Source organism: Trichococcus ilyis, from assembly GCF_900109135.1.
Taxonomy (GTDB): Bacteria; Bacillota; Bacilli; order Lactobacillales; family Aerococcaceae; genus Trichococcus; species Trichococcus ilyis.
The window spans coordinates 1-25,318 of the sequence record NZ_FNYT01000007.1; the positions used below are offsets into that span (position 1 = coordinate 1).

Here is a 25,318-nt window from a genome sequence, read left to right on the forward strand (position 1 = left end):
GTATTTGTTCAAGGAACTTCCGAACACGCCCTTCAAAGAGGAGCCCGAACTTCTTGAGGATTATTTGCCATGGAGTACAGAGATCCAGGAAAACTGCAAATAACCCTACTACGATATGATATCCATATTGTAGCAGGGTTATTCGTGTTGCAGTATATACCTGATTATTTGGCGCTTACATACAAAATTTGCCTCTCTCTCTAAATACAGCATCGGAAATGCTTCTTTCCCGAGTTAGTTGAGATGGTTAAAACGAGGTACAATAAAAGAAAACGAAAGCGGGATTATTATGCAATGGCTTGTTTCAATGCTAGACCCGGAATTGCTATATCTATCTCATGAACTTACAGACACCGAGGTTACCATTCACGTACAATCCAAACAATCCAGTGCGACTTGTCCCTATTGTGGAACGAGCTCAATGAAAGTTCATTCCCAGTATGTACGTGAGTTTCATGACTTGGCAATCCAAGGATTGCAAACAAAAATATGTTTACACAACAAAAAATATTTCTGCATTAACCCTGATTGTCCAAAACGGACATTTGCGCAGCGATTCGACTTCATTGCATACAAAGCAAAAAAGACAGATCGCGTACAAATCGAAATTTTAAGAGTTGCCATGGAAATGAGCTCAGTTTCTGCATCTGATTACCTCCGAAATCATGGCATTGAAGTGAGTAAGTCCGTTATTTGTGAATTGATTAAAAAAAACGCCTAAAATAAATGCGGAGGATGTAACTTGCGTGTGCATTGATGATTTTGCTTTGTGCAGAAGAGTGGATTATGGCACGATTATGGTTGACAGCCAGTCTCACAAAATCATTGATAAGATCCATTCAAGGACTATAGACGATGTCGCAGCATGGTTGAAATTATATCCCCATCTCACCATCGTTTCTCGAGATGGGGCAACACTATATAAAAATGCAGTAATCGAAGCCAATCCAAACATTCAGCATGTATCCGATCGATTTCACTTGCTAAAAAATTTGACTGACTATGCCAAAAAAGCCATTCAAGGACTTCTGCCATCAAAGATTATCTTGGCACCTCCAGAAGACACTATTGAGATACCTATAAACAAAGCGATTGAGCACTATACAGATTTCGACAGAAATAAGCTGGTGAAAGTGCAGGAAGTGAACGCACCGTCGGTGAATACGTTCGAAAACTGAAAGAAGAACAAATTCAAAAAAAAAACAGCTATTCTGTATCCCAGTATGCAATCATCCAGCTTTTGTATCGCAAAGAAAGTAAAATCTCCCCAGAAAATTTGGCAATTATATACGACCGCTATCCGAAGCTGCCGATAATCTTAGACGCCGTTAGGCAATTTTCTTTTTGTTTATTGAATGGGCATTCTATCGCACTCTGCAACTGGCTTTCACAGATTAAAAATTACGGAATTCCTCAGTTCAACAGTTTCGTGATTGGCGTTTTGAAGGACTTGAAGGCAGTCTTAAATAACGCTGTCTATCCTTACAATAATGGATTGGCCGAGGGTCAAATCAATAAATTAAAGATTATCAAACGGATCATGTATGGTCGTGCAAGCTTTGAAACGCTCAAAAATAAAGTGATTTGGAATTCTTTCAACTAACTCAGGAAAGAACCATTTTCAATGCTGTATTCACTGTGGCGGATATCAATGGCTTAGTTTTTTATTCCTTATCTCCGTTCATATACTTCTTTGCATCCTTAATAAATCCGGCAATGATTATAACCATGACGAATGCGATCGGGAATGCGGATATAATGCTCACGGTCTGAATATTACTCATAGAACTTTCTGAGAACACAAGCGCAATTGGAAGAATAATGAGGAGAACGCACCACAGTAATTCAATCAACTTGTGAGGTTTCTCTCCATCTTCAAGCTTCTTATAACTATAACAGGATGCTGTGTAAGCAATAGCGTCAAAGGATGTTGCGTAGAATGCAATCATGGTAAGCATTACAATTACCATGATAACCGGCGCTGCAGGCATTGTATTGATGATATCAATGATCAAACCGTAAAGATCGCCAGTTGCCTCATACTGAGTCAGGAAGTCGGTGATGCCCTCTGTCTGCAGTCCCATACCGTAGTTACCAAGAACAACAAAACTTACGATTGTTGAGCCAACGCCAAATATATAGCCACCAAGAATTACCTGCTTTACAGTTCTACCTCTTGAAATATTACCGATGAAGAACGGAACTGCTACACACCATACCATCCAATAAGCCCAGTAATAGATTGTCCAATCCTGAGCAAAGTTAGTAGTACGAAGAGGATCACTATAAGTTGAAAGACCAATGAAGTTCTGAATCATTCTGCCAAAGGACTCAAAGCCAGTTTCAATAGTATATCCAGCCTGACCGCCGATGATAAGTACCAAAATCAAAAGGCCAAAGAACAGATAAATGCAAGCTTTTGCAAGGAAGCTGATGCCCTTAAATCCCTTTAAAAGCGTATATGTATATACACAGCAGGTAAGCAGAATGATGATGATTGTAATTGCAATTCTGCCAATAGTAATATGGAACAAGTTTTCAATGATGGCAGCCATCAGAGGAGTAGCTACACTGAAAGTAGTTGCTGTACCGGCTAAAAGAGCAAATACTGCCAAAAGGTCAATAATACGTCCTGGGATGCCGTCAGTATGCTTACCGAGGATAGGTCTGCAAGCTTCAGAATACTTCTGCTTGCTTCTATTTCTTACATGAAGCATGAAGCCAAATGCTACTGCTAACACAAGATAGAAAGACCAAGGAATGAAGCTCCAATGGAATAGTGGGAACACTCCAGCCCATTCCTGTACTGACCCTAATTCTGCAATGTAAGGGCTTGTTGCATACATTGCCCATTCAGAGAATGAATAGAACAGAATATCTGCTGCAAGACCACAGGTAAACATCATGCTTCCCCAAGCAAAAAATGAATACTGTGGATTCTCTTTCGGTTTTCCAAGTCTGATCTCACCAAATTTTGAGAATGCCAAGTAGAAGGATGCGATCAAAATTCCAAGACCAATAATCAAGTAATATACACCAAATGTATCACTAAAGAAAAATCTAACCTGTCCTAACACAGAGTTCGCCTGCTCAGGGAATGCAAAAAACACTATAGCCAATCCTACGATAATAAGTACTGGGACTATAGTAATAAACCAATCCACTTTTTTTCTGTCAAAACCCTTTACCTCTTTATTCATTGTTTAATTTCTCCATTCTCTGTACGATGCATCCATCGCAACCAGTTCTTCGTAATTGTCAATCTCAACGATGTCGCCGCATTGCATTTCTCTAATTCCTAAATCGTAATTATCGAAATGACAGAACATCGCAACATCATCCCAGTAGATCTGACGATTCATCTTCTCTTCGAATTCAAGTACAAGATGATTTTTCAACTTTACACCGTCTTCAGCGGTCCATCTTGAAATACTGAATAGTTGCCACCCTTTTGAACCGCCAGTTCTCGAACAACTTACCACCTTCCCAGCATCAACTGTCATAAGCCATTCATCGGTTTCTTTCTCGCACCATACCGCGTTATAGCCTGATTTTTCAAACTCCGGCGCGAGTATTGAATCATTGAAAACTATCTGATCTCCATCCAAGATAATTGCATTCTGTATGTGTTCTCTCGCAACATACAACGATGAGATGTTGTTACAAGTGTCATAATATGGATTCTCTATAAGCTTAAGCCCTGGATATTCCTCTTCCAGAATTTTGAACTGTTCTTTCAAATATCCAACCACAACGTATATCTCATCAATTCCATTGTTCTTTAGACCCTTGATAACGGAGTCAATCATTCTGGTTCCATTGACTTTTATCATAGGTTTTGGAACGCTCAGCGACATCGGTTTCATTCTGTTACCAAAGCCGGCTGCCATGATGATTGCTCGTTCAACCTTACTCATCAGCCATTCCTCCGATTTTCTTTATTTCCTCAAGTGCGTATCGGTAATACTCCTTTGCGTATCTATACTGGCGAAGGCAATATTCACCAAACTCCACACCTAATGTACTCTTGTATTCGCACCAGTTGCTCCACAGAAGTCCACAGGCTGCCATGTATGCATAAATCTTAGCCCTTATAGCAGTTTCGCATTCTCCGTCGAAGTAAATGGATATAAGTCTATCTGTCTGGCGCTTATTATAAAATGCATATATTGCAAACATTGCTATATCCACATCTGGATCCTGCATACCGGCGTATTCCCAGTCAGTAAGCTGAAGCTTTGTTATCTCATCCTGTTCATAGAACAAGAAGTTATCCTGGTTTGCGTCAATATGGGTCAGTATCTTCTCTTTGATGTTAGCCTCAATGAAAGGAATCAATGACCTAACATTCTCTTTTGTTTTCCTGTAATCCTTATACATAGAAGGCTTACCATTCCATAAGGATTCGTAGAAGTCGATCTGGCCAAAGATATCAAACTCATGGTCAACTTTTAGTTTCAAGTCATGAAACTGCTTTAAGAGACCAATACACTTACGCAGGTCCTTTACATCGAGCGGATCACATACACGAACATTATCCAGGAATGCGGTTATTTTGTAGCCATTTTCAGGGTTGATATAGACCGGATCATCACACAGCCATTCCCCTGCAATGGCTTGATAAACAGCGGCTTCTTCTCTTCTATTGATGAGTAAATCAGTTCCCTCGCCAGGAATTCTCATGATGTATTTCTTGCCTTCGCAAGAGAAAAGAAATGAACGGTTTGTCATACCTTTCTTCAACACCGAAATATCTGTGATGCTATCTGGTGTGGTATGAAGCTGTTCAGCTATGATTTTTATAACATCTGACTTAAGTTGCTGTGAATCGCTATCCAACTCTCTTAGTTGCTCGTATGTATTTATTTCTACAACTTCAGAAGCATGAACCACGTGAGCAGCAACGAACATCCTGTCCTTAATATAGAGCGCTTCTTCCCAGAAAGAACCATCATCTTTTATTTCATCAAGCTGCTCTTTCAATTTCTCCATATCTTCCTTCAGTAGATAAGCAATACCAATCATTGCATTACCAGCGCTGTTTTTAATTCTCACCAGTTCCATCTTTCGATTGACTCTGACATCACTTTCTTCGTCAACCAAGTCGCTTACCATGTACCAAGAATAAAGCTCATGGCTATGAAATGGCTTCCGGTCGCACCAAATATCGCATGGTACGATATATGTGTTTGCTACTTCCATTCCCTTTAGAGCTGTAACCATTGAATAGTAGTTGTTCTTTGTTGCATATTCCTGATTGACAATTAGCTGAACCCCGTACTCATCAATCAGGTATTCGAATTGTTCCTTCATGAAACCGACCACTATATAAATATCCTTGATCCCAACTTCATGAAGCTGCTTGATTTGTCTATCAATTAATCTCTCTCCATTGACTTCTAACAGGGCCTTTGGTGATTCCAGGTTGATCGGAACCATTCTCATTCCAAAACCCGCCGCAAGAATAATAGCTTTCTGAGGAGCTTTGGTATTAAATTCATGTCGGGCTTTATCAGTCAGACGAACATCTTCATCCAGGTATCCTTGCTTCATCAATTCTTTAATTGATCTATTTACAACACCGAGTGAGTGACCACTTATCTCTGCTAAAATACGCTGATTGATAAATGGCTCCAACAGCAGCGCGTTCAGGATGTCACTTTCCTGCTTGTTCATGTACATTCCCCTTCCTCAATTTCGTGAACAGAATGATGTACAAAAAGTATCACCTAGGATGATACTTCTTTGTATTTTTATTTATATTCGAAATGCTTCATACTCGTGATGTCCAACCTGTTCTTCAATAGGTGGAAATTGCATATAATCACCGTAAACATTGGATAATACAGTATCATAATCCTCAGGAATGTAGAACTCATACTCTTCAAATTTATGAAGAACCAGTTTTTCAAAACACTTGGTATCAAATATAAGTTTTTCTGCCTTCATTCCACCATTTCCAACCCAGCACCCAACAAGCTTACTCTCTACATTTCTTTCACATCTCTGTTCTGCTTTTTTTTCAAAATAACGGTATCCTCTAATTTTCGTATACACAAAAACAGGTGATTTTATTATTGAATGAATAATACCCGAACAAGATTTTTGGAATGGTGACAATGCCATATATTTCAATAATTCGAGTCTACTTTGAGTTTTAAAAAAAGATACAGCATTTTCTATTGAATTTCCCATGTAATCAAGAGGATAGATATCAACAAAAACACCGCAATCACACTGGCTTGGTATTGTTTTCTTTTCTCCAAGAATTATTGTAGTTGTATCTACTATTCTTGAAACCGAATAATAATAGCAATCTTTGTTATAAATACTATAAAGTTTATACTTTGGATGTTCCAAATTTTTCAATTTGGACAACAGCATAATATAGTCTCTGCGCGGCATAAGAATATCTATATCATCATCCCATGGAATAAAACCATTATGTCTTACAGCGCCTATAAGTGTCCCCCACGCTAAAGAATACTTTAAGCCCATATCATCCGCCAAATCAGTTATATACTTCAGTATATCCAAAGATATACTTTGTGTTTGTTTTAAGTCCAACTTTTCCATTGCGCTTTACATCCCTCATAATAAAATTAAAACACAAACTTAAATCCGCTCTCTTCGATTTCCTTAAGAGTAGGATTCTTCTGATCCTTTTCGGACAACTTCACTTCAATACCATCAATCGGCCATTCAACACCGATGTCCGGATCATCCCACATCAAACCTCCCTCATCATTTGGATGATAAAAGTCTGTACATTTGTAGCAAAACAGTGCTGTGTAAGAAAGAACCACAAAACCATGCGCAAATCCCTTTGGAATGTAGAACTGCTTGAAGTTCTCTTCACTTAGTATCACGCCATAGGATTTTCCATATGTAGGGCTTCCAGTTCTCAGATCTACTGCAACATCGTAAACTTCGCCCTGAATAACTCTTACCAGTTTCCCCTGTGGGAACTGCTTCTGAAAATGCAGACCACGAAGTACCCCCTTGGAAGAAAAGCTCTGATTGTCCTGAACGAATCGCAGATCAAGTCCAGCTTCCTTCATATCGTTTTCATTATAAGTTTCACAGAAATATCCCCTGGAATCGCCATGGACAGTTGGCTCGATAATTGCCAGTCCTTCGATTCCGTTAGGATTCATCTCTACTTTAATCTTTCCCATCTTATTCCATCTCCTTCAAATATCTACCAACAGCATCCTGCCATGTCGGAAGCGGCTCAAATCCAGCCTCCACCAATTTGCTCTTATCCAGTCTGCTGTTGCTCGGTCTTGTTGCCTTGGAAAGACCATATTCTTCTGTAGTAACCGGCACTACCTTAGTGCTCATACCTGCCTGCTTGTAGATCTCAACGGTAAAATCGTACCAAGAAATATATCCACCCTCGTTGGTGACATGGTAATAACCGTACTTCTCAGTCTCAACCATATCCACTAGCAAACGAGCAAGGTCAAAAGTATAAGTCGGAGTTCCGATCTGGTCATTAACTACTCTTACAGTATCGTGAGTCTTACCAACGTTCACCATGTTCTTAATGAAGTTCTTACCATTTTTGCCGAATACCCAGGCAATACGAACGATGAAATACTTCTCCAACAGACCACTAACAGCCAACTCACCTTCAAGCTTTGTCTGGCCATAAACATTAAGCGGCCTATAGTCTTTGCAGTCCGGTTGCCAAGGCTCGGTGCCCTGACCATCAAACACGTAATCTGTGCTGATATAAGTCATCTTGCAGTCCAGTTCTTTGCAAACCACTGCAATATTTCTAGTACCGCCAGCATTGACTGCTCTTACCAGTTCAACTTTATCATCATCCTCTGCCATATCCACGGCAGTCCAAGCAGCACAGTGAATAACAGCATCTGGGTTGATTCCCTTGATGGTTTCTGTTACTGCTGCTTTGTTGGTTATATCTAAGGAAGTGTATGGAGCGGTAGTTACTACAGTTCCGTCAGCCACACCTGCATAAGTCGGAGCTACATCGGAGCCAATTGCCTCATATCCTCTTCCGATTAATTCATTTACAACATCATGACCGAGCTGGCCATTAACACCTGTTACAAATACTTTCATTATTTACTCCTTTAGAGTAGAAAGGATTCTCTCGATTTTCTGACTATTACCCCACACTGCTTTTGAATCATAAGGTCTTTCAGGGAAAGCACCGTAGTTGAGTTTAATAGTAAATCCGTTCTCTTTAATGAATCGCTCAACTCTATCTGCAAGTTTCTCAGGTCTTCCAGTACAGATGTTAATAATTCCGTTTACTTCATTCTGCTCAATTGTCGCCGCAACTTGGAGACAAAAGTCTTCATAGTTGATAAAATCAAACTGGTTCAATCCCATTGTAAACGGGAATTCCATTTTACCTTCTTCACTTGCTGCTTTATAGAGTTTCGAAAATATAGAAGAACCATAAGATGTATTGCCGACAATGTAATAACCTCTTAACCACTGGTATGACTTTCCATAAGTTTTTGCCATATACTCAACATCATGGCGAAGCGCATTCTTTGAAATGCCATAAAGGCTCATCGGATTACAAGGAGACTTCTCATCGATACTTCCTTCCCAAAAACCAATTTCATGCATAGAACCCATAACAGCTACATTTTTTACTTCACTCTTGAAGAGTTTCAAAAGAAAATCGTGATGTTTGGGTAGATCATTGATATGGCTATCAGCATTATGAACAAATCCATCTCGCCATGCCATGTGAATAACTACATCAGGTTTTCCAAAGTATGTATATGGATCTTCGATAGAGAACAGATCACAGTCCATCTTCTGTGCTCTTCCGTCCACCCTATCTGTCTTAAAATCTGCCGCTACGACTTCTATACCATCATCGAGTAACTGTTTTACTACTCCAAGACCTAGATAGCCGTTCGCTCCAGTTACTAATATCTTCATTTATCTTCCCTCGTACATTTTCTTATAGTAGTTATGATACTCGCCAGAGATAATTGTCTTCCACCATTTACGATTCTCCAGATACCACTTAATGGTCTTCTTAATACCATCTTCAAAATTTGTCTCAGGCAGCCAACCAAGCTCGCTATGAATCTTAGTAGGATCGATAGCATAACGCATATCGTGACCTTTACGATCACCAACATGAGTAATCAAACTCTCAGGTTTGCCAAGTTCCTTGCAGATGATCTTAACGATCTCAATATTTTGTTTCTCGTTATGACCGCCAACATTGTATACCTCACCAACACGACCATTGTGAATGATCAGATCGATAGCCTTACAGTGGTCCTCAACATAGAGCCAATCACGAACGTTCAGACCTTCGCCATATACAGGCAGAGGCTTGTCATTCAGAGCGTTTGCAATCATCAGAGGAATAAGTTTCTCCGGGAAGTGGTACGGACCGTAGTTGTTACTGCATCTGGAGATGGTAACAGGAAGTCCATATGTTCTGTGGTATGCAAGAACAAGTAAATCTGCTGCTGCCTTACTGCTAGAGTAAGGACTTGAAGTATGGATCGGAGTTTCCTCAGTGAAAAACAAATCCGGTCTGTCCAAAGGCAGGTCACCGTAAACTTCGTCTGTGGATACCTGATGGTATCTCTTAATGCCATACTTACGACATGCATCCATAAGGACAGATGTCCCAATGATGTTAGTGTCAAGGAATACCTGCGGGTTCTCAATGGAACGGTCAACATGAGATTCCGCTGCAAAGTTTACAACGATGTCCGGATGTTCTTCTTCAAACAGCTTGTAAACTGCTTCCCTATCAGTAATGCTTTCTTTTACAAATCTGAAGTTAGGATTGTTCATTACAGGAGCCAGTGTAGAAAGGTTACCTGCGTAAGTGAGACAATCCAGGCAGATGATACGATAATCAGGGTACTTATTCAGCATATGGAACACAAAGTTGGAACCAATGAAACCAGCACCACCAGTAACGATAATATTCATGTTATATTCTCCTTATTTTTTCATTAATAATTGAACAAACTGGTTTAAGCCCTTTCCTATCACATAGGATAGAACAAAAACAACAACAAAACCAAGACTCCAAAACCCTATACTAGTTATCTTTTCTTCAGCAAATAGTAGTAGGCACCTTATTAGAATCATATGGGTTAAATATATTCCCAATGTGTCCCGGCCAATTTTACCAAGGACATAATCAAACAATACTTGCCTCCTCTGATCTATCATTGCTAAGAAAAGAACAACAAAGCTGAATATAATACCCGCTAATAACGAACTTGATACAAATCTTTTATTCAACCTAAAGCAAACAAAAATACCAGTTAATACAATAGATAGATACTTCAAGAGAAAACATTTTTGCTCTTTTGTTGATTTACTATTTAGCATTTGAACTAAGTAGAATATTGCCCCGCCAAGACATATAACAGGAAATTGATTAACGAAACAAAACGTGCTTAAATAATCTCCATAAATTGGCAGGATGGCTGTTGCATTGTAATTAACAATAGTCGTAAATGCGATTGATATAACAGCAGAAAAAACAAACAGCCAGATTGATCTCTTTAAATTATCTGCAAGCTTAACAAAAAAAGGTGCTATAACAATAAAGATTACCAAGTCAACGATATACCACTCTTCATTAATAATACTGTTTATACTATTGAGAACAAAAGCATTAATAAATGTAAAATGCAAAACCCAATCAACAATCGAAACACTTTGTCTAACAGGAATCCACGCAGACACTAAAAGCATGAAAAAATAAAATGGAACAATCTGCACCAATCTTCTCACATAATAAGAAGTTATATTTGCTCATTTCTTGTTTAATGAATACCACACAAAATATGCCGCAATAACAAAGAACAACTGAGGACATCTTGATCCAACAGATGCAACTTTATGAACAAGCGAAATGCTACTTGGAAAAAGCTGTTCATAATGAACTAGTAACACTCCAATCATAGCTAATCCCTTGAGTATATCCATTGAAACTAGCCACTGTTTACCTTCTTCCATTTCGTTCTCCAATTTAGTGTCTTGTTATACTTAATATTTTAGTCTACCATCAGCAACATTCTTCAAATGCTGACCGTAAGGACTCTTACCATACTTCTCAGCCGACTTGAGGAGTCCTTCTTCATCAATCCAGCCATTCTTATATGCAATCTCTTCCGGTGCAGAGATAACAACGCTCTGTCTCTTTTGAATCATCTGCACAAAGCATGATGCCTCTGTCAAACTATCCATTGTACCTGTATCAAGCCAAGCATATCCACGACCAAGGAGCTGCACATTTAGGTTCCCGTTGATCAAATATATCTCATTCAGAGTGGTAATCTCAAGCTCACCACGAGCAGAAGGCTTAACTGCATTTGCCATTGCGGATACACCCGCCGGGTAGAAATACAAACCGGTTAATGCATAATTGGACTTCGGCTTCTTCGGTTTCTCCTCGATAGAGATTGCCTTACCATCCCTATCAAACTCAACCACACCGAATCTTTCCGGATCATTTACGTAATAGCCGAACACAGTAGCTCTATTGTCCTCTTCCGCATTCTTTACCGCGGCCTTCAATGATTTACCGAATCCGTTTCCATAGAAGATGTTATCACCGAGCACCATTGCACACGCATCATCCCCAATGAATTCTTCACCAAGAATGAACGCCTGCGCCAGTCCATCTGGAGAAGGCTGCACCTTATAGCTCAGATTCACACCATATGCAGATCCGTCACCGAGCAATCTTTCGAAGTTCGGAAGATCGGTCGGTGTGCTGATAATAAGGATGTCCTTGACTCCTGCCAGCATTAACGTGGATAACGGATAATACACCATCGGTTTGTCATATATAGGTAAAAGTTGCTTCGAAGTTACCATAGTTATAGGATAGAGTCTTGTTCCTGCTCCACCTGCCAGAATAATGCCTTTCATCAATCAGTTCCTCGCTTTCTTAATATCATACCTAAAAGCCTTGTTTTTTAATATCATACCTAAAAGCCTTGTTTTTATGTACTTAAAGGATTCCGTTTTCCAAAAAAACAAACAAAATGCAACGTTTGGTATAATAACACAAACAATTCCTCTTACTGCAAACTCTGATAAACCAGATAATGGTATTATTTCGCATAAAAAGAAGGTAATACCTCCAATAGTCAATGCAAATGCAAAATATCCAAGTATCCTCATAATTTCAAAAAAAGTGTTACGCTTTAAGACATATTTACAAGCCACATGAATATCTAATGGTAAAGCAATAATAGTGGTTGCAAAAAAAGAAGCAAACACGATTCCAGTAATCCCAAATTTTTTTACAAGAACTATATCCAGTATTAGATTTAACGTAGCCGCAATTATCTGGCGAAAGAGTGTTTTATTCCATAAACCAGCAGCTTCAATAAATGTATTTGATAAGAATAATTTGACTGAATTTCCCCAGAAATAGAATACAATTATTAATACGCAGGTAATACTTAAAACATTATCGCTTCCAACCCAAATCTTCATAAAAGGATTAAACAAACACTGAAGGCTTATCGCGCACCATGTAGTCATCCAAATGAACAAAAGTTGAATACCTTCATAAGTCTTATTTAAATTTTCCAACGAAGCTGTGTACAAAATATTTCCAATTGCGGGCTTTAATGCTCTATATGCAATAACTAATATGGTAGTTATCGATGAAAAAACATAGAAATAATTCCCATAAATTGCAGTTGCAACAAGACCTAATGTACCAGAGATAACTATAGTATCAATTGAGTTAGTCAAAGTAGCGGCAATCGAATGTGCTGCTAAAAAGAACACCTTATTCTTAATTATTTTTTTATTTTCTAAAGATACGTGCCCTCTAGGAACCAAATCAGGGTGGACCTGTCTACTCCTCTTCTCAGTTACTATCGTATTGCAAATTGTTGATAGAGGAAGCATCAATGCAAACCAATAGTAATTCCTTAAAACAATCAAAATAGTAATCTGAAGAATATATTTGATTATTTCAACAACTGCCGTAATCTGATGTACTATTGACCCTTCTTGATATGCTTCAAATAGAGCACCTTTATATGCAAAGCCCAAATATGAAACCGCAGCATTGACCAGATACATTAAAAACAACAAATGTATATTAATATCTTCAGGATATGATCCACTGATAAAGTATTTAAGAAATGGCATAATGGCTATTCCTGATGCAAAAATGAAAGTACCGATAATCTTATATACTTTCCGCATTAAATTTAGCAATGCATTTATAGTATCTTTATCATTCTCAGCTATTGGCTTATATAAACAAAAAGAAATTGCTGATCCAATTCCAAGTTCTGATACGTTAAGAATTGTCAATACCGATGTAAAAAGGCTGGTTAATCCCAAATATTCCGAGCTGAGTTTATGTATAATAATTGTTCTCGTAATAAACGGGAATAGAATTGATATCATTCTACTTAATAAGCCAAAAATAAAAGTCTTTGATGTGCTTTTTGTTTTATTAAACTCCATAGACTATTCTATATCCTTCCTATACGTCTCTTATAGCAAAACCTCATCAAGGCTACATCAGCGTACGAGATTTTATACCCAATTGAATCTCTCAAATGAGCATAGTATTCTGTCCTCCGATAAAAACAAAATCTATTAAAAATACTCATCTTATCTTTCATTATTTCTAACACCTCTAAATTGGATTTCTCCATTAATTCAAGATTTAAGCTAGTATTTGAGCCAGTAAAGACATGAGTATATAACTTTTGAGGATTAATAGTTCCTTTACAGTGCTTGTCACTTAATAAAAGCAACCATAGAAACAAATCGTCAGCTCCGTGATATCTCATATTGATGTTTCCCCAAATTGAAGGTATACACTCTTTACGAATTAAAACCTGTCCCGGAGAGATAATTGGATTACTACACCTATAATAAAAATTAATGTTTAATACTTTTCTCTGCTCTATTTCATTTTTGTATAAACAAATACTATCTCCAGAACTATCTGTCATGTACCCATTAGATACAACAAAATCACAATCTTGTATCGCCTTATACTGAGAAGCAATGCAATCGTCAGCTATAAGATCATCTTGATCTAATAAAAGAATAAACTCACCACTTGCATGTTGTATCCCTGTCCACCTTGATTTTTGTATTCCGCAGTTTACTTTATTATTAATTACAGTAATATTATCTTCTTTTTGGGGAAAGACTATTTCAATATCAGGAGAATCATTTACGAAAATAACCTCCATCTCAACATTGCACTGCGTAGCTAACGCAATTGCATTTTTTCTTAGTATTTCACATAATTGAGGAATATACTGATTACCTTTATAGAACGGAATTACAACCGAAACCATCTTCTTCACCTCTTGTCAAATCTTTGTGTATTAATACCTTTTAGTAATCGTATTATCTGTCTCTCTTCTTAAATTAATGAACATCATTATTGCCCAAAATGGCTTAAAAGCATATAACGATGTACTCATTGATAACATCAAAAATCCACATACGATAGAAAAAGAGAAAAAATCTTTTCTTTTATATGATTTTTTTAAGAGGTAACCAATCATTACAAAATAAATAATAGATAGAATCACTCCGCCTTCCATTAACTGCTCCACATAGAGATTGTGTGCAACCACTGCCAGATAACCATGTGAACCAAATATAGTTCGAATGGCTCCTGCCCCATAGCCAAATAATTGATGGAAAAAACTAGAATCCTTAAATATCTGAAAAGCCCATCCCCAAAATTCGTATCTATGTGTTCCATTAGATTCTTTGATAGCCTGTGCAGTAAAACGACTGATAACTGTTTCTGGAATAAAAGGAATAATAAGTATAATAATTATACTTATTGCTAAAACAGCACTAAGCTTTTTAATATTATTCTTTAAGAAGTTACGTCCATTGTTAGATATAAACAAAGCTACTAATGCCGCCAAGAATAAACCAAACATACCACCTCTTGATCCAGTAGCCAAACAACAATAAATATACAAAAGAAGCTCAATAACAGATATAACTTTCTGTTTTTTGTTCCCAACCATTAGTGTTTGAAATGCATATATCGTTCCGAAAAGAAAGTACCCATTTAAATAGTTTGGATCTTCAGCCAACAAACTACCATTAAGCAAAATTCTATCAGCACCTGTTCCTCCAACAAGAAGCAATACACCTGCTGTTATTCTTGAAGCCCAGACAAGCGAAAGTTTTAACCGGTTTATTTCTTTTTCTGAATATAAGAAACTTCCGGTAGCAATTAGTAAAATAAGGAACTGAACATTTGTTATAATTCGCTGCTTAGTTGCATCAAAATTTAATGAATAAATAATGCTAAAAAACATGACCAAAACATAAGCCCCAAATAAAAGATCATATGTTGTTATGCATGTTTTAAAACGATACAATGCCCATGTCGCTAGAACAAGTAACGCCACATATTTCAATAGAGATCCTGACAAAAAAGGAACAGCAAATGCTCCAAATATTAAACTTATGTAGTATATTTGTATTGCCCATGTCATTTTCTTTTTTTGCGCCATAGTACACCTTCCAATTAGTTAGATAAGCTCGTATATCTTATCATACTCATTAACCATAGTTTCCATGTTATATCTCTTTGATTCCAAGTATGCTACTCTGCCAATGGATTCACGCAATGCTCGATTACATGCAACTCGTATTAATGCGTCAGCTATCTCATTTTTATCTACATTAGTAAGCAGTCCACTCTTACCATCAGAAATCATGTCTTGGACACCGCCAACATTCGTTGCAACAATTGGCATTCCAACTGCCATAGCCTCTATTAATGTTATTGGCATTCCTTCATACAATGACGGCAAAACAAAAACATCCATGCTATACATTAGTTTGTGAACATCGCTCTGTAATCCAAGAAAAATTACTCTTTCTGCAAGTCCTAGCTTTTGAACCTTTTGTTGTATTTCAGGCTGAAGTTCACCTTCCCCAGCTAAAAATAAATTACCTTTGCATTCATGTAAGAAATCATTAAAAGCGTCAATGAGCATTTCATGATTCTTTTGCTTTGAGAATCTTCCAATGTGAAGAATTTTAATATCATTTTCAACTGTATAAGAGGACTTAGCTAAATAGTCAGTTAGATCTCTTCCATTAAAAATCATCGGAACACGACTTGATTTTAATCTATACTCATCACAAATTGATTTCTTTATTTCTGGAGATATACCAACTAAAGTTAACCATTTTAATTTCACAAATGCTTTTGTTAAATATCGATCCGTTTTTTTCTGCTCTAAAGAAGCAATATTGTGAACGGTATGAAATACTTTGTTTATACCTAAAATCTTACAAGTTGGTACTACATATTTATCTACATTTAAGTGTGTATGAATGACATCAGGTCTTTCAGCATTAATAAACTTATATAATTTTTTATAAAGACTGATGTCAAATCCTACTTTCTTTTCTATTACTACTATTGAAATTCCAGCTTGATCAAGTTTTTCAGTTATTGAAGATGTTATTTCATAAAAGCAAACCACTATGGGATTGTATCCTTTATTTTTTAAGCCTATTGCTAAGTCCTGCACCATAGTTTCTGCACCAGCAACAGCTAATCTAGGTATGAACAAGAGTATTTTTTTCATTTACTCAGCTCCAAACATTAATAAATCAATTTGCTTAATTACTTCTTCTGGTTTATATCTTTTAGCTACCCCTAATGCACTTTGCTTCATTTTTACAAATTCATCAGGATTCATCACAGCTTTATCAAAAACTAACAAAAAATCCTCATAATTATCAAATTCATAACTCCAACCAGTTACATTTTCAACAAAAACATCTTCAGCATTTTCCCACCGTGACGAAATTACCGGTACACCAGCAGAATATGCATCAATCAAAGTTCCTGGAATACCTTCAGTATAAAAACGAGTTGGAAAAAGCAATGCAAAATAAAACTTTATTGTCTCAACACTTTTATTAGGAGGCACAACTCCGCAGTATGTCATACAATCCTTATGAGTATTTTGCAGTTCTTCAAATCTTTCTTTAAAGCTTTCATCAATCTGACCAAATACATCCAGGTGAAGCATGTTTCTATTATAACGTCTATTTAAATCTTCAACTACTTGAACAGCGTCCTCAATTCCTTTCTCTTTCATCACCCTTGAAAATGTACATACTTTTAACGGATAGCTAATCTCTGTTTTTAATTCACATTTCTCTAGTACATTAAGATGTTTAAAATTTGGAACCACTGTCACATTGCGAAACCCTATTGTTTCCAAGTTATTCTTCATACTCGTGGTTTCAACCCAAATACCATCAAACGTGCTTAATGGTGTAAATAACTGTTTCTTTTGTTGAACAATCTCTGGAAGCCAGCCTCCAATCACATCATAATACACAGAAATGTTATATTTCCTTTTGTAGTATGCCAACAGCCTTGCAAAAATACCTAGGCCATTGCTTGCAGGAAGCATTATTATTTTATCAGCATTTCTTGCGCATTTTTTTATTTGTCTCAAAAGCTGTACTGGATGATTTTTCCAACCAATAGTTTCTACATAGCAAATATTAGTTGTCCCATATTTTTTACCAAGTGCATAAAAGAGTTCTCTAGTCTTTACTGGTTGCCCTCCAGTTGACATTTTTTCAAAATCAAATGCACCTATCACGCATATCTTTTTCATTACTACTCCCATTCATGAGTATCTTTATTGTATTTTTTCAATAATTTTGCGGGCACTCCGCCAACAATTGAGTATGCTGGAAAAGATTTGGTTACAACTGCACCTGCAGCTACAATACACCTGTCTCCAAGCACAACGCCTGGCAGAATACATACTTTTTCTCCAATCCAACATCCCTCTCCAATTTCTACTGGCTTAGCTACTAGTGGTTGAGTAGCATAAGAATCCGAGTCTTCAGGATCCATGCCATGATTCTCAGAAGTAATCATTACGTCACTTGCAATCAAGTTATTGTCTTTAATAACGATAGGTGCTGCAGAAAGAAATGAGCATCTATTTCCAATGCTCACGTTATTCCCAATTTTTATAAAAGGATTGTAAACCCCACCATGATAGTTTTTGACTATCAAACATCTGGCATCGTGACCAATATATACATTCTTTCCTACGCTAATACGAGAGAAATCATTAATTGTTATTCCAAGACCTATATAAAGATTCTTTGCTCCCTTTCTTTTAAGGATGACAGACAAAATAGGATATCTAAATAATGTAAGCAAGTTCTTGATAATTCGTTTAATAGTTTTCATCGTTTATCTCTTTCTGTAGATACAAAACGCATTCCAGTTTTTTCTAAAATTATTTTTACGTTATTTCGCAACGATTTAGGAACTACATATTTACCCTTCGAAATCAGACGAAGTTTATAGTAATGTGCATAGCTCATAACCTCACGTTCGATATTTAATTTTATTCCTAATTTTTCAAAGTAACGAATAGTACCAGGGAGATACTTACTCTGAATCACACCATGTTGAAGATTTAAGATATTTCTTTCATCAAATACACAACCTGGGTTCAGCTTATAACTCTTTCCTGCAGCTTCTTTCACGCGATTAAATTCAAAAATCCATGCATTATAGTTTTCGTCCCCCAATAATTCCTCCAAAAAAGATCTTTCCCAAATAGCAGCTTGAAGACTCACACCATATTCATCATTTTCTGGAATAATATGCAAAAACTTTTTATTCTTATAATGTGGATCTTTGTTTTTTACAGCGCGAGACATATTGGTTAATTTAAAATACCTAATCTTTTCATTCTCAATATAAGAAACAGTGTCATGAACTACTTTTGTATCAATAGTCTTGCCAACAAGAAAGTCTTCCAATAATAAACAAATATACTTTGAATCAGTACTTTTTAACGCAAGTTGAACCTTCCTACTCCACTCTGCATTCTTTCCTGCATGAAGCACTTCAATACCATCCATATCAAAGTCTTTTTCGTTATTTACAAATAAAGTTTTATAATTACAATCTGGCCAAAATTTTTTATAAAGCGAAATGCAATCGTACCACATATCAGAATATCCATCAAAACCAATGAATACTACTGTCATCTTATTGTCCATATTCATCTTTACTCTCCTCAAACAGAAATACTATCTTTTAACGTACACTATCCTTTTTAAATAACCTGCAGGTAGGTTTATTAATGTCCATAATGCCGCCACCATTGGGGGCATTTCTTCTGTTGCTCTAAACATACCATAATGGTACTTCAACAAACTTAATTTTCCTCCCTTAACATGTGTTATAGATCCACTTTTGCGCACTCTATATTTAGATAGTGACGCATCCAAAAGATAGCATGGTGATTTTTGTACAACTTTTAACCACATTGCCCAGTCATTTCTTTTTTTCAAATCTAGAACTTGAATCACACCGACAAATTCAGCATCATACATGACGGTAAGACATCCAATAAAATTAAATATGTGCATCTTTGTTTTGCCTACTTGCTTTGGTCCTGTTACAGTAATTCCAGTCTCCTGTCCATCTTCCAACAACTCATCATAGTTTGTATATGAAAAGTGATAATCGTTTATTCTCATAAAACCAATCTGCTTCTCAAGTTTCTCCGGAAGCCATAAATCATCAGAATCTAAAAATGCTATCCACTTACCTTTTGCATCTTTTATCGCACGATTTCTTGAGACAGCCGCTCCACTGTTTTTTGTATTCTTGAAATACTTTATTCGCTGATCAACTAGAAATGGTTTTACCACTTCGTCAGTATTGTCCTTTGAACAATCATCAACAATAAGTAATTCCCAGTTCGTATAGGTTTGGTTCTGAACCGATTCTATCGACTTTGCAATAAACTTAGCTGTATTATATGAAGGCATGATGATTGAAACTAATTCACTCATTATTTTTCCCCTCTTTTTCTTTCTTCTTCATCTCACCTGTTCCACATCTCACCTGTTCCACCCTCGACAACTCCATCCCCACGAAGTACCGAAAAGATAGTGCCCAGAAAACAATAGCAGTCGAAAAGGAAACTCATTCTTTTAACATATTCACCATCGAGTTTTGCTTTAACATTAATCTCAAGCTCATCACGGCCATTAATCTGCGCCCAACCGGTCAAGCCAACCGGTACGTCATTAGCACCATACTTATCGCGTTCAGCAATTAAATCGTATTGATTCCACAAAGCAGGACGCGGACCAATGATGGCCATTTCACCGATGATGATATTGAAAATCTGCGGCAACTCATCAAGGCTTGTCTTTCTAAGAAACTTACCGACTTTCGTGATGTATTGATCAGGGTTGGTAAGTAGGTGAGTTGGCGTATCCTTCGGTGTATCGATGCACATCGTCCGGAACTTCAGGATATTGAAATGTGTCTTATTAATCCCTACGCGTTTCTGCTTGAAGAAGATTGGTCCTGGAGTGTCCAGCTTGATGGCAATGACCAGAATCAAAAATAATGGCGACAATACGATTGCAGCAGTAATGGATAAAATCAGGTCAATCACTCTTTTTGTTCTTAAATAATTCACAAATACTCCTCCAGTTAGTAAAAGTTTTTATATATGATAGGAAGTTTTCACCCCAAATAGTAAAATCTTTACACTTTTATTATGATACCACTTCTAAACATCGTTTTGCACAAAAATAAAAAGAATTTATCGGAAAAACAGTGTAAATTTAGTGTAAAAACCGGACTTTCGTTTATCAACCGCTTTCATCCGTTTGATAGAACTTATATTTTATAGTTGTTCATATTTTTACATATGTAAAAATATTTACAGTTGTAGCCTTATGATTTCTTATGCACCATAGAAATGGAATAACACAGCCTGTAGGCTGATAGAACCCTACGTTATAATCAATTCATCAACTAATCTCGTTACAACAAACCATCCTTTCATCTCATTTATACTGCGAGCCCATCCAGGCCGGAAGAAAGGTAATTGAAAAGCTACCCGCTCCGGGCAACATGATTTCGTAGGAGCTGATAGCTAATCGTAAGTTTGTCTTAGATGAGGAGACCCTTATCTGAGCTACTGATTTCCTCCGGGTAGGAATCTTTCGGACGGAGGAACGGGGCATGAATGTTGCCGTCCTCCGGTTAAACGTTGCTCATCGGAGATATGAGGCTGGCGTGAAGTTTTTTCTCCGACAAGGATTCTCTTGGTTGAAGTTCGCGCTTTCCTCCAGTGACAAGTCTTTTCGTCGATGAAGCCCTCTAGCATGCTACATCTAAAATGAAGAATTCTGAAAATGATTTTATGGAAATATATCTAAAATCTATATTCCAGTGTAACACCATCTAATACGCTTCTTATTTTTTTATTCCTATATGCATAATTTCAGTCAATTCCTGTATACCTGTTCGTTTTTCGAAGTTGAGTTGTTTATCCCGCAAAGTCTATCCTTACCGGAGCCCCAGACTGCAAATATCACTACCTCCGACCGCGGCGGCTTCGCCGGAGTTGCTGTGCCGACGAAACAGTCTACTCCGGCCAACAAGCTCTTGTGGGAGCTGAATAGTTGGCGCAAGAGGTGTTCTCCGACGAGGCGTCTGCTTTTCGGAGTTGGCTGTATGCGCGGCACCGTTCCTATTTGCGACAGAAATCGCAACAATCGGTTGTAAGCCTATCCAATCAGCGAAATCTGGCCTATACTGGAACTATGGATTCACAATTGAACGGATGGAGGAATGTTTTTATGATCATTGATGCATTGGCAAATATGGATTTTTATAAAGGATTGAACGAGCAGCTCTACAAGGGGCTGACGTTTTTGAAGGAGAATGATCTCGCATCATTGCCTGCAGGGCGCTACGAAATCGAGGGTGCTGCGGTGTTCGCGCTCGTGCAGGAGTACGAGACGCATCTGCCGGAGGAATGCCGCTGGGAAGCGCACTACACGTATACGGACATCCAGTACATCGTGGATGGTAGCGAAAAAATGGGCTGGAAAGCGCTGGATGGTGTCGTGAAGACGGAGGATCGTCCTGAAGATGATGTCTACTTCTTCGATGCGGATGGCGACCATTTCGTACTGCATGCGGGACAGTTCGCGGTGTTCGCGCCACAAGATGCCCACCGCCCGGGTTTGGCGGTAGATGGACCGGCACCGATCAAGAAGGTTGTTGTGAAAGTTTCGATGTAACAGAAAAAAATTAAAAAACCGGGATAGTCTTTTTCAGATCGCGCAAAGACTGTTCCGGTTTTTTATACCTGTTATGATTTCCTACATTCTAGAATTATTAGGACTTTGTCTCAGGATTCCATGTATTCAGTTGTGGTAAAGAAGTTGATTTGAGTTATTTTTTTCAGTCCTCTAACAACAGAAGACATAATTTATATACAACACTTTTTATATTTCTTACCACTTCCACAAGGGCAAGGATCATTTCTGCCAATTTTTGTATTAGTCCTATTTTGATGATTGTTTTGCATATCTCTTAGAATAAAACTTGGGATTAATCCCTTTGATTGATAGGAAAGTTTTTTGAGTTGATAAATTAACTCTAGTAAATAAATGATAATCGAAAAATTTTCTACGCATAGATCCGCAAATTCTATAAGATACATAATCTCTTGCTTAACATTACCACGATAACGATCTGTAAAAACTATTTTTTGAGACATGTAATCTATTTCATTATCAAAGTGTTGAATCGCATTTCTTACACGATTTTTCAAGCTGTTAGTCGGAGTACTAAATGGTTCTAAATCATAAATATACTCTATTTTTTTATGCTTTGATGCTATTTTTAATATTTCATCATAGGCTTTACCATTGGCACAACTATTGTAATCATTTCGAGAATTTATGTTATTTAACGCAATAACGATATTAACGTTATCCAATATCCATTCATAACTCTTAGCATAAAAATCTGAAAGCTCTTCAAAATTTGTAGTCATTATCCCATACTGCTCTTTATCAACATTGTTTAAACAACTAGCATTTCTTAATGCTACCACTGGAATTAATTGTTCATAAATTTTTGAGAAAGTATCAATGAGTTTAAATGCTTTCTTTTCGATATTATTAAACTCAGATGACATACTTTCCGCAAATTTTTGAGTCTCTTCTAAACTTTCTTTATTCGTACCTATTAATTTGGATATTTCAATATACTCTTCTAGAGTTCCAGGTTGTAAAACTGAAGTAAGTTCCGTAGTTGTTAAAAATAATTGATGTAACGCCATATTGGCATCTAACTCATTGGTTATTTTTGATAAAGGTATAAATTCATAGTGACTTAATTCTTTTTCAAGTTTTGGATAGAGCAAAGTAACTTGATTATTCCAAAGAAAGTCAAAATATAATTTGAGTTTCTTCCACCTTCCATCAAAATAATAAGCAAAATCCATTGATTTGCGAGTTGCTTGTATAGCCTTCTCACTATCCCCATAGAATCCAGAGTTTCTAATAAACGGTGACAAATCATAATCATAAAAACCACGGATATACATTTTCTTTGTAGGAAATTCCGCGGATAATTCTGCAGAATAGTATTTTTCCTTTACCTTTATTTTTGTGTTTCTAATATGTGCGTTCTCTACTTCAAGTTTTATGCCTATATTATCTTGATCAATAACCATTTTTCCGTAAATATGTGTCAAGCATTTCGGACAATGCAGATTAAAAGGAATATCAAAATAACCTATCTGAGCTCTAAGATTAATTGTTGTTTCGCAAAAATTGCAATTAATGAAACGATTATCTATCACTTTATACACCTCTTTGAAGAAAATTCTGCATGAATATTCAGTTACAGATAACTAGTTTTTAAGCCTTGTTCATCTCATTCCAATGATACAGCGTTAATCACTCACTTATCTGATATTATTTTTTTATGACTTGTTACTGTTAACTCTGCAACTGCATCTGGCTACATTGTTCATAGATACCATCGAACCACCTAAAAGAAATCATTAAAATATGTACTATATATCAGTATTTTGACTAGAAAATATAACTGTAATAAACTGAAAAATCAAACTCAGATGAAGTTGCTCTTCGTCCTAAATTTGATTTATTGGTTTATTTATCAGCTCAGGTAAAAATACAACGACTGCAACAGATACTCGGATTCATATTTTTGCGCCAATCTGAAAAGGTGCCGTTTCAAGGTTGCGCGCGTTCCGCTGCCGTTGCGGTAATTCGCAAGATTCTTTTCATACTGCTTGCGCTCGGTTTCGGTCGCGTGTTTCTTGAAATATCCCCAGACGTGGGCTGCGGCATTCTCAGTTTGTCCAGGGTGGAGTTCTTCGGCGAAGGCGGTATCAATCAGGTGGTAGAATTCCTGGACCGGATAGGCCTCTTTATCTTTCAACAGTGTGCGGATGGCTTGGTAGATCGCCGGCGACCGCTCGAGGACAGTGTATTTATAGCGGCCCCACTCTTTTTCCAGCAGCACTGGTTTTGGCGCGGTTGTGGTCGCATTTTGGCATTTGATGGCGGAGAGGTTTTTATCCTTCACTTCCAGCATGATGTCGATCTGTTTGTCCTCCAGCTGTTCGTGGAAAGTCAGGAAGGTGTCCAGCTGGATCGTATCAGTATGCGCGCCGGGGCGTTTCCCGAGAGCCTGCTGGGAATAATGGATTTTCTGCCTGCCGTCTTTTGCCTTCCAGGTCTTTGCGGCTGCGGCGATCCAGTATCGGTCATCCGCTCCCGCGGGCGGCGGATTGATGGCATGGTGCAGGTTGTCGTAGACGGCCGGGATCTGGAGTCGGAACGCCAGTCCGAGCACATCTTCGATGTTGTGGAGACGATCGTCATTTTCGATGATGAGTCGGTTCTGGACTGATTCCGGCAGGCGCTTAAAGTTCGTTGCGAAACGTTCTAGCGCGGCTGCTTTGTCACCGTAGCTGCCGCCGACATGCAGGACGATTTTGTTCTTGTTGTCGACATCCAGACACTCCAGCATTTTGGCGTGGTACTCGAGATCAAGGATGGCGCGCGCCACGACATCCTCGTCGGGCGAATTTAGGACGGTGTATTGCCCCGGATGGAACGACACCCGCATACTGCTCTTCCGGATCTTCGCGCCGATGCGCTGGAAGGCTTCTGCGTGGACGTCCCACCAGGGGAGCGTATTGACCGGGCTGGATCCGAACGGGATCAGATCCGAGCTGATGCGGAACAGCTGGATGTTGTTTTTGCGGTTGTAGTCGATCATCTTCTCCAGCGCGGCCAGATTATGCGCAATCACTTCCGTCAGCTTCTCCGGGGTCGCGTTGCGCTGCATCACGCTGCGGATATTGGTGTCGGGGGTGCCGATGTTGAGGCAGGCATAGCCGATGCTCATAGGGGTTCCTCCTTTCGATCAGAGTTCCCGCTGGAACTC

General features: G+C 37.9%; 26 protein-coding genes. 4 read left to right on the forward strand and 22 right to left on the reverse strand.

Features of this window, described 5'->3' with window-relative positions; all coding sequences use genetic code 11:
• The first annotated feature begins 307 nt into the window (after window positions 1-307).
• The 3 genes from BMX58_RS15055 to BMX58_RS15060 all read left to right on the forward strand — a co-directional run bounded on the left by BMX58_RS15055 (window position 308) and on the right by BMX58_RS15060 (window position 1,603).
• Window positions 308-721, forward strand: coding sequence for a transposase family protein (locus tag BMX58_RS15055; RefSeq protein WP_423229058.1), 414 nt, complete (start codon window positions 308-310; stop codon window positions 719-721).
• Window positions 722-746: 25 nt separating this feature from the next.
• A complete protein-coding gene (locus tag BMX58_RS04770) occupies window positions 747-1,178 on the forward strand; it encodes a transposase (RefSeq protein ID WP_068622762.1) in 432 nt (143 codons plus the stop codon).
• 173 nt (window positions 1,179-1,351) lie between these two features.
• On the forward strand, window positions 1,352-1,603 hold the full coding sequence (locus BMX58_RS15060) for a transposase (protein ID WP_423229059.1): 252 nt from the start codon (window positions 1,352-1,354) through the stop codon (window positions 1,601-1,603).
• Window positions 1,604-1,664: 61 nt separating this feature from the next.
• On the opposite strand, the gene BMX58_RS04780 is transcribed toward BMX58_RS15060, so the two are convergent.
• The 20 genes from BMX58_RS04780 to BMX58_RS04875 form a co-directional block, all read right to left on the reverse strand.
• Window positions 1,665-3,200, reverse strand: coding sequence for a BCCT family transporter (locus BMX58_RS04780; protein ID WP_068622761.1), 1,536 nt, complete (start codon window positions 3,198-3,200; stop codon window positions 1,665-1,667).
• Between the two features lie 3 nt (window positions 3,201-3,203).
• Window positions 3,204-3,917, reverse strand: coding sequence for an NTP transferase domain-containing protein (locus BMX58_RS04785; protein ID WP_068622760.1), 714 nt, complete (start codon window positions 3,915-3,917; stop codon window positions 3,204-3,206).
• Window positions 3,910-5,676: an NTP transferase domain-containing protein gene (locus tag BMX58_RS04790; RefSeq protein ID WP_068622759.1), complete on the reverse strand. Its 1,767-nt coding sequence runs from the start codon at window positions 5,674-5,676 to the stop codon at window positions 3,910-3,912. The genes BMX58_RS04785 and BMX58_RS04790 overlap by 8 nt, the downstream gene beginning before the upstream one ends.
• Window positions 5,677-5,757: 81 nt before the next feature.
• The gene (locus BMX58_RS04795) at window positions 5,758-6,576 is read right to left on the reverse strand and encodes a LicD family protein (protein ID WP_068622758.1); all 819 of its coding nucleotides are present in this window, start codon (window positions 6,574-6,576) and stop codon (window positions 5,758-5,760) included.
• 26 nt (window positions 6,577-6,602) lie between these two features.
• Entirely contained in the window at window positions 6,603-7,178 is a 576-nt protein-coding gene (gene rfbC, locus BMX58_RS04800) for a dTDP-4-dehydrorhamnose 3,5-epimerase (protein WP_068622757.1), read from the reverse strand.
• Window position 7,179: 1 nt separating this feature from the next.
• A complete protein-coding gene (gene rfbD, locus BMX58_RS04805; protein ID WP_068622756.1) occupies window positions 7,180-8,091 on the reverse strand; it encodes a dTDP-4-dehydrorhamnose reductase in 912 nt (303 codons plus the stop codon).
• 3 nt (window positions 8,092-8,094) lie between these two features.
• Entirely contained in the window at window positions 8,095-8,931 is an 837-nt protein-coding gene (locus BMX58_RS04810; protein ID WP_068622755.1) for an NAD-dependent epimerase/dehydratase family protein, read from the reverse strand.
• Window positions 8,932-9,951, reverse strand: a complete 1,020-nt coding sequence (gene rfbB, locus BMX58_RS04815; RefSeq protein ID WP_068622754.1) for a dTDP-glucose 4,6-dehydratase — start codon at window positions 9,949-9,951, stop codon at window positions 8,932-8,934.
• A 12-nt stretch (window positions 9,952-9,963) separates the two neighbouring features.
• The gene (locus BMX58_RS04820; protein ID WP_084253877.1) at window positions 9,964-10,782 is read right to left on the reverse strand and encodes an acyltransferase family protein; all 819 of its coding nucleotides are present in this window, start codon (window positions 10,780-10,782) and stop codon (window positions 9,964-9,966) included.
• A gap of 6 nt (window positions 10,783-10,788) precedes the next feature.
• Window positions 10,789-10,992 carry a hypothetical protein gene (locus BMX58_RS04825; protein ID WP_068622752.1) on the reverse strand — a complete coding sequence of 68 codons (204 nt, stop codon included), beginning with the start codon at window positions 10,990-10,992 and terminating at the stop codon, window positions 10,789-10,791.
• A gap of 30 nt (window positions 10,993-11,022) precedes the next feature.
• On the reverse strand, window positions 11,023-11,910 hold the full coding sequence (gene rfbA, locus BMX58_RS04830; RefSeq protein WP_068622768.1) for a glucose-1-phosphate thymidylyltransferase RfbA: 888 nt from the start codon (window positions 11,908-11,910) through the stop codon (window positions 11,023-11,025).
• A gap of 3 nt (window positions 11,911-11,913) precedes the next feature.
• Window positions 11,914-13,476 (reverse strand): lipopolysaccharide biosynthesis protein, encoded by a 1,563-nt coding sequence (locus BMX58_RS04835; protein ID WP_068622751.1) that lies wholly within the window; start codon window positions 13,474-13,476, stop codon window positions 11,914-11,916.
• Between the two features lie 8 nt (window positions 13,477-13,484).
• On the reverse strand, window positions 13,485-14,327 hold the full coding sequence (locus BMX58_RS04840) for a glycosyltransferase family 2 protein (RefSeq protein WP_068622750.1): 843 nt from the start codon (window positions 14,325-14,327) through the stop codon (window positions 13,485-13,487).
• Between the two features lie 30 nt (window positions 14,328-14,357).
• Window positions 14,358-15,515 carry an O-antigen ligase family protein gene (locus tag BMX58_RS04845; protein ID WP_068622749.1) on the reverse strand — a complete coding sequence of 386 codons (1,158 nt, stop codon included), beginning with the start codon at window positions 15,513-15,515 and terminating at the stop codon, window positions 14,358-14,360.
• A gap of 18 nt (window positions 15,516-15,533) precedes the next feature.
• Complete coding sequence (locus BMX58_RS04850; protein ID WP_068622748.1) at window positions 15,534-16,604, reverse strand: glycosyltransferase; 1,071 nt, start codon at window positions 16,602-16,604, stop codon at window positions 15,534-15,536.
• Entirely contained in the window at window positions 16,605-17,666 is a 1,062-nt protein-coding gene (locus tag BMX58_RS04855; RefSeq protein WP_084253876.1) for a glycosyltransferase, read from the reverse strand.
• Complete coding sequence (locus tag BMX58_RS04860; protein ID WP_068622746.1) at window positions 17,657-18,244, reverse strand: acyltransferase; 588 nt, start codon at window positions 18,242-18,244, stop codon at window positions 17,657-17,659. The genes BMX58_RS04855 and BMX58_RS04860 overlap by 10 nt, the downstream gene beginning before the upstream one ends.
• On the reverse strand, window positions 18,241-19,074 hold the full coding sequence (locus BMX58_RS04865; RefSeq protein ID WP_068622745.1) for a hypothetical protein: 834 nt from the start codon (window positions 19,072-19,074) through the stop codon (window positions 18,241-18,243). Before BMX58_RS04865 ends, BMX58_RS04860 begins: the two co-directional genes overlap by 4 nt.
• A 24-nt stretch (window positions 19,075-19,098) precedes the next feature.
• Window positions 19,099-19,869 (reverse strand): glycosyltransferase family 2 protein, encoded by a 771-nt coding sequence (locus BMX58_RS04870; protein WP_068622744.1) that lies wholly within the window; start codon window positions 19,867-19,869, stop codon window positions 19,099-19,101.
• A 32-nt stretch (window positions 19,870-19,901) separates the two neighbouring features.
• Window positions 19,902-20,507, reverse strand: a complete 606-nt coding sequence (locus BMX58_RS04875; RefSeq protein ID WP_068622743.1) for a sugar transferase — start codon at window positions 20,505-20,507, stop codon at window positions 19,902-19,904.
• A 1,171-nt stretch (window positions 20,508-21,678) separates the two neighbouring features.
• Between BMX58_RS04875 and BMX58_RS04880 the strand changes: the two genes are divergently transcribed.
• Complete coding sequence (locus tag BMX58_RS04880; RefSeq protein WP_068622742.1) at window positions 21,679-22,125, forward strand: NanQ anomerase/TabA/YiaL family protein; 447 nt, start codon at window positions 21,679-21,681, stop codon at window positions 22,123-22,125.
• 191 nt (window positions 22,126-22,316) lie between these two features.
• Here BMX58_RS04880 and BMX58_RS04885 read toward each other — a convergent pair whose 3' ends face one another.
• Complete coding sequence (locus BMX58_RS04885) at window positions 22,317-23,699, reverse strand: YecA family protein (RefSeq protein WP_068622741.1); 1,383 nt, start codon at window positions 23,697-23,699, stop codon at window positions 22,317-22,319.
• A 320-nt stretch (window positions 23,700-24,019) separates the two neighbouring features.
• The gene (gene uvsE, locus BMX58_RS04890; RefSeq protein WP_068622740.1) at window positions 24,020-25,279 is read right to left on the reverse strand and encodes a UV DNA damage repair endonuclease UvsE; all 1,260 of its coding nucleotides are present in this window, start codon (window positions 25,277-25,279) and stop codon (window positions 24,020-24,022) included.
• Window positions 25,280-25,318 lie beyond the last annotated feature (39 nt).

Excerpts from the sequence above, each read along its gene's own strand:
- BMX58_RS04860 (WP_068622746.1), bottom strand. The coding sequence starts at position 18,244 with ATGAAAACTATTAAACGAATTATCAAGAACTTGCTTACATTATTTAGA.
- rfbC (WP_068622757.1), bottom strand. The coding sequence starts at position 7,178 with ATGGGAAAGATTAAAGTAGAGATGAATCCTAACGGAATCGAAGGACTG.
- BMX58_RS04785 (WP_068622760.1), bottom strand. The coding sequence starts at position 3,917 with ATGAGTAAGGTTGAACGAGCAATCATCATGGCAGCCGGCTTTGGTAAC.
- BMX58_RS04780 (WP_068622761.1), bottom strand. The coding sequence starts at position 3,200 with ATGAATAAAGAGGTAAAGGGTTTTGACAGAAAAAAAGTGGATTGGTTT.
- BMX58_RS04825 (WP_068622752.1), bottom strand. The coding sequence starts at position 10,992 with ATGGAAGAAGGTAAACAGTGGCTAGTTTCAATGGATATACTCAAGGGA.
- BMX58_RS04835 (WP_068622751.1), bottom strand. The coding sequence starts at position 13,476 with ATGGAGTTTAATAAAACAAAAAGCACATCAAAGACTTTTATTTTTGGC.
- BMX58_RS04880 (WP_068622742.1), top strand. The coding sequence starts at position 21,679 with ATGATCATTGATGCATTGGCAAATATGGATTTTTATAAAGGATTGAAC.
- BMX58_RS04870 (WP_068622744.1), bottom strand. The coding sequence starts at position 19,869 with ATGAGTGAATTAGTTTCAATCATCATGCCTTCATATAATACAGCTAAG.
- BMX58_RS04865 (WP_068622745.1), bottom strand. The coding sequence starts at position 19,074 with ATGAATATGGACAATAAGATGACAGTAGTATTCATTGGTTTTGATGGA.
- BMX58_RS04855 (WP_084253876.1), bottom strand. The coding sequence starts at position 17,666 with ATGGGAGTAGTAATGAAAAAGATATGCGTGATAGGTGCATTTGATTTT.
- rfbB (WP_068622754.1), bottom strand. The coding sequence starts at position 9,951 with ATGAATATTATCGTTACTGGTGGTGCTGGTTTCATTGGTTCCAACTTT.
- rfbA (WP_068622768.1), bottom strand. The coding sequence starts at position 11,910 with ATGAAAGGCATTATTCTGGCAGGTGGAGCAGGAACAAGACTCTATCCT.
- BMX58_RS04845 (WP_068622749.1), bottom strand. The coding sequence starts at position 15,515 with ATGGCGCAAAAAAAGAAAATGACATGGGCAATACAAATATACTACATA.
- rfbD (WP_068622756.1), bottom strand. The coding sequence starts at position 8,091 with ATGAAAGTATTTGTAACAGGTGTTAATGGCCAGCTCGGTCATGATGTT.
- BMX58_RS04850 (WP_068622748.1), bottom strand. The coding sequence starts at position 16,604 with ATGAAAAAAATACTCTTGTTCATACCTAGATTAGCTGTTGCTGGTGCA.
- BMX58_RS04790 (WP_068622759.1), bottom strand. The coding sequence starts at position 5,676 with ATGAACAAGCAGGAAAGTGACATCCTGAACGCGCTGCTGTTGGAGCCA.
- BMX58_RS15055 (WP_423229058.1), top strand. The coding sequence starts at position 308 with ATGCTAGACCCGGAATTGCTATATCTATCTCATGAACTTACAGACACC.
- BMX58_RS04840 (WP_068622750.1), bottom strand. The coding sequence starts at position 14,327 with ATGGTTTCGGTTGTAATTCCGTTCTATAAAGGTAATCAGTATATTCCT.
- uvsE (WP_068622740.1), bottom strand. The coding sequence starts at position 25,279 with ATGAGCATCGGCTATGCCTGCCTCAACATCGGCACCCCCGACACCAAT.
- BMX58_RS04795 (WP_068622758.1), bottom strand. The coding sequence starts at position 6,576 with ATGGAAAAGTTGGACTTAAAACAAACACAAAGTATATCTTTGGATATA.
- BMX58_RS04810 (WP_068622755.1), bottom strand. The coding sequence starts at position 8,931 with ATGAAGATATTAGTAACTGGAGCGAACGGCTATCTAGGTCTTGGAGTA.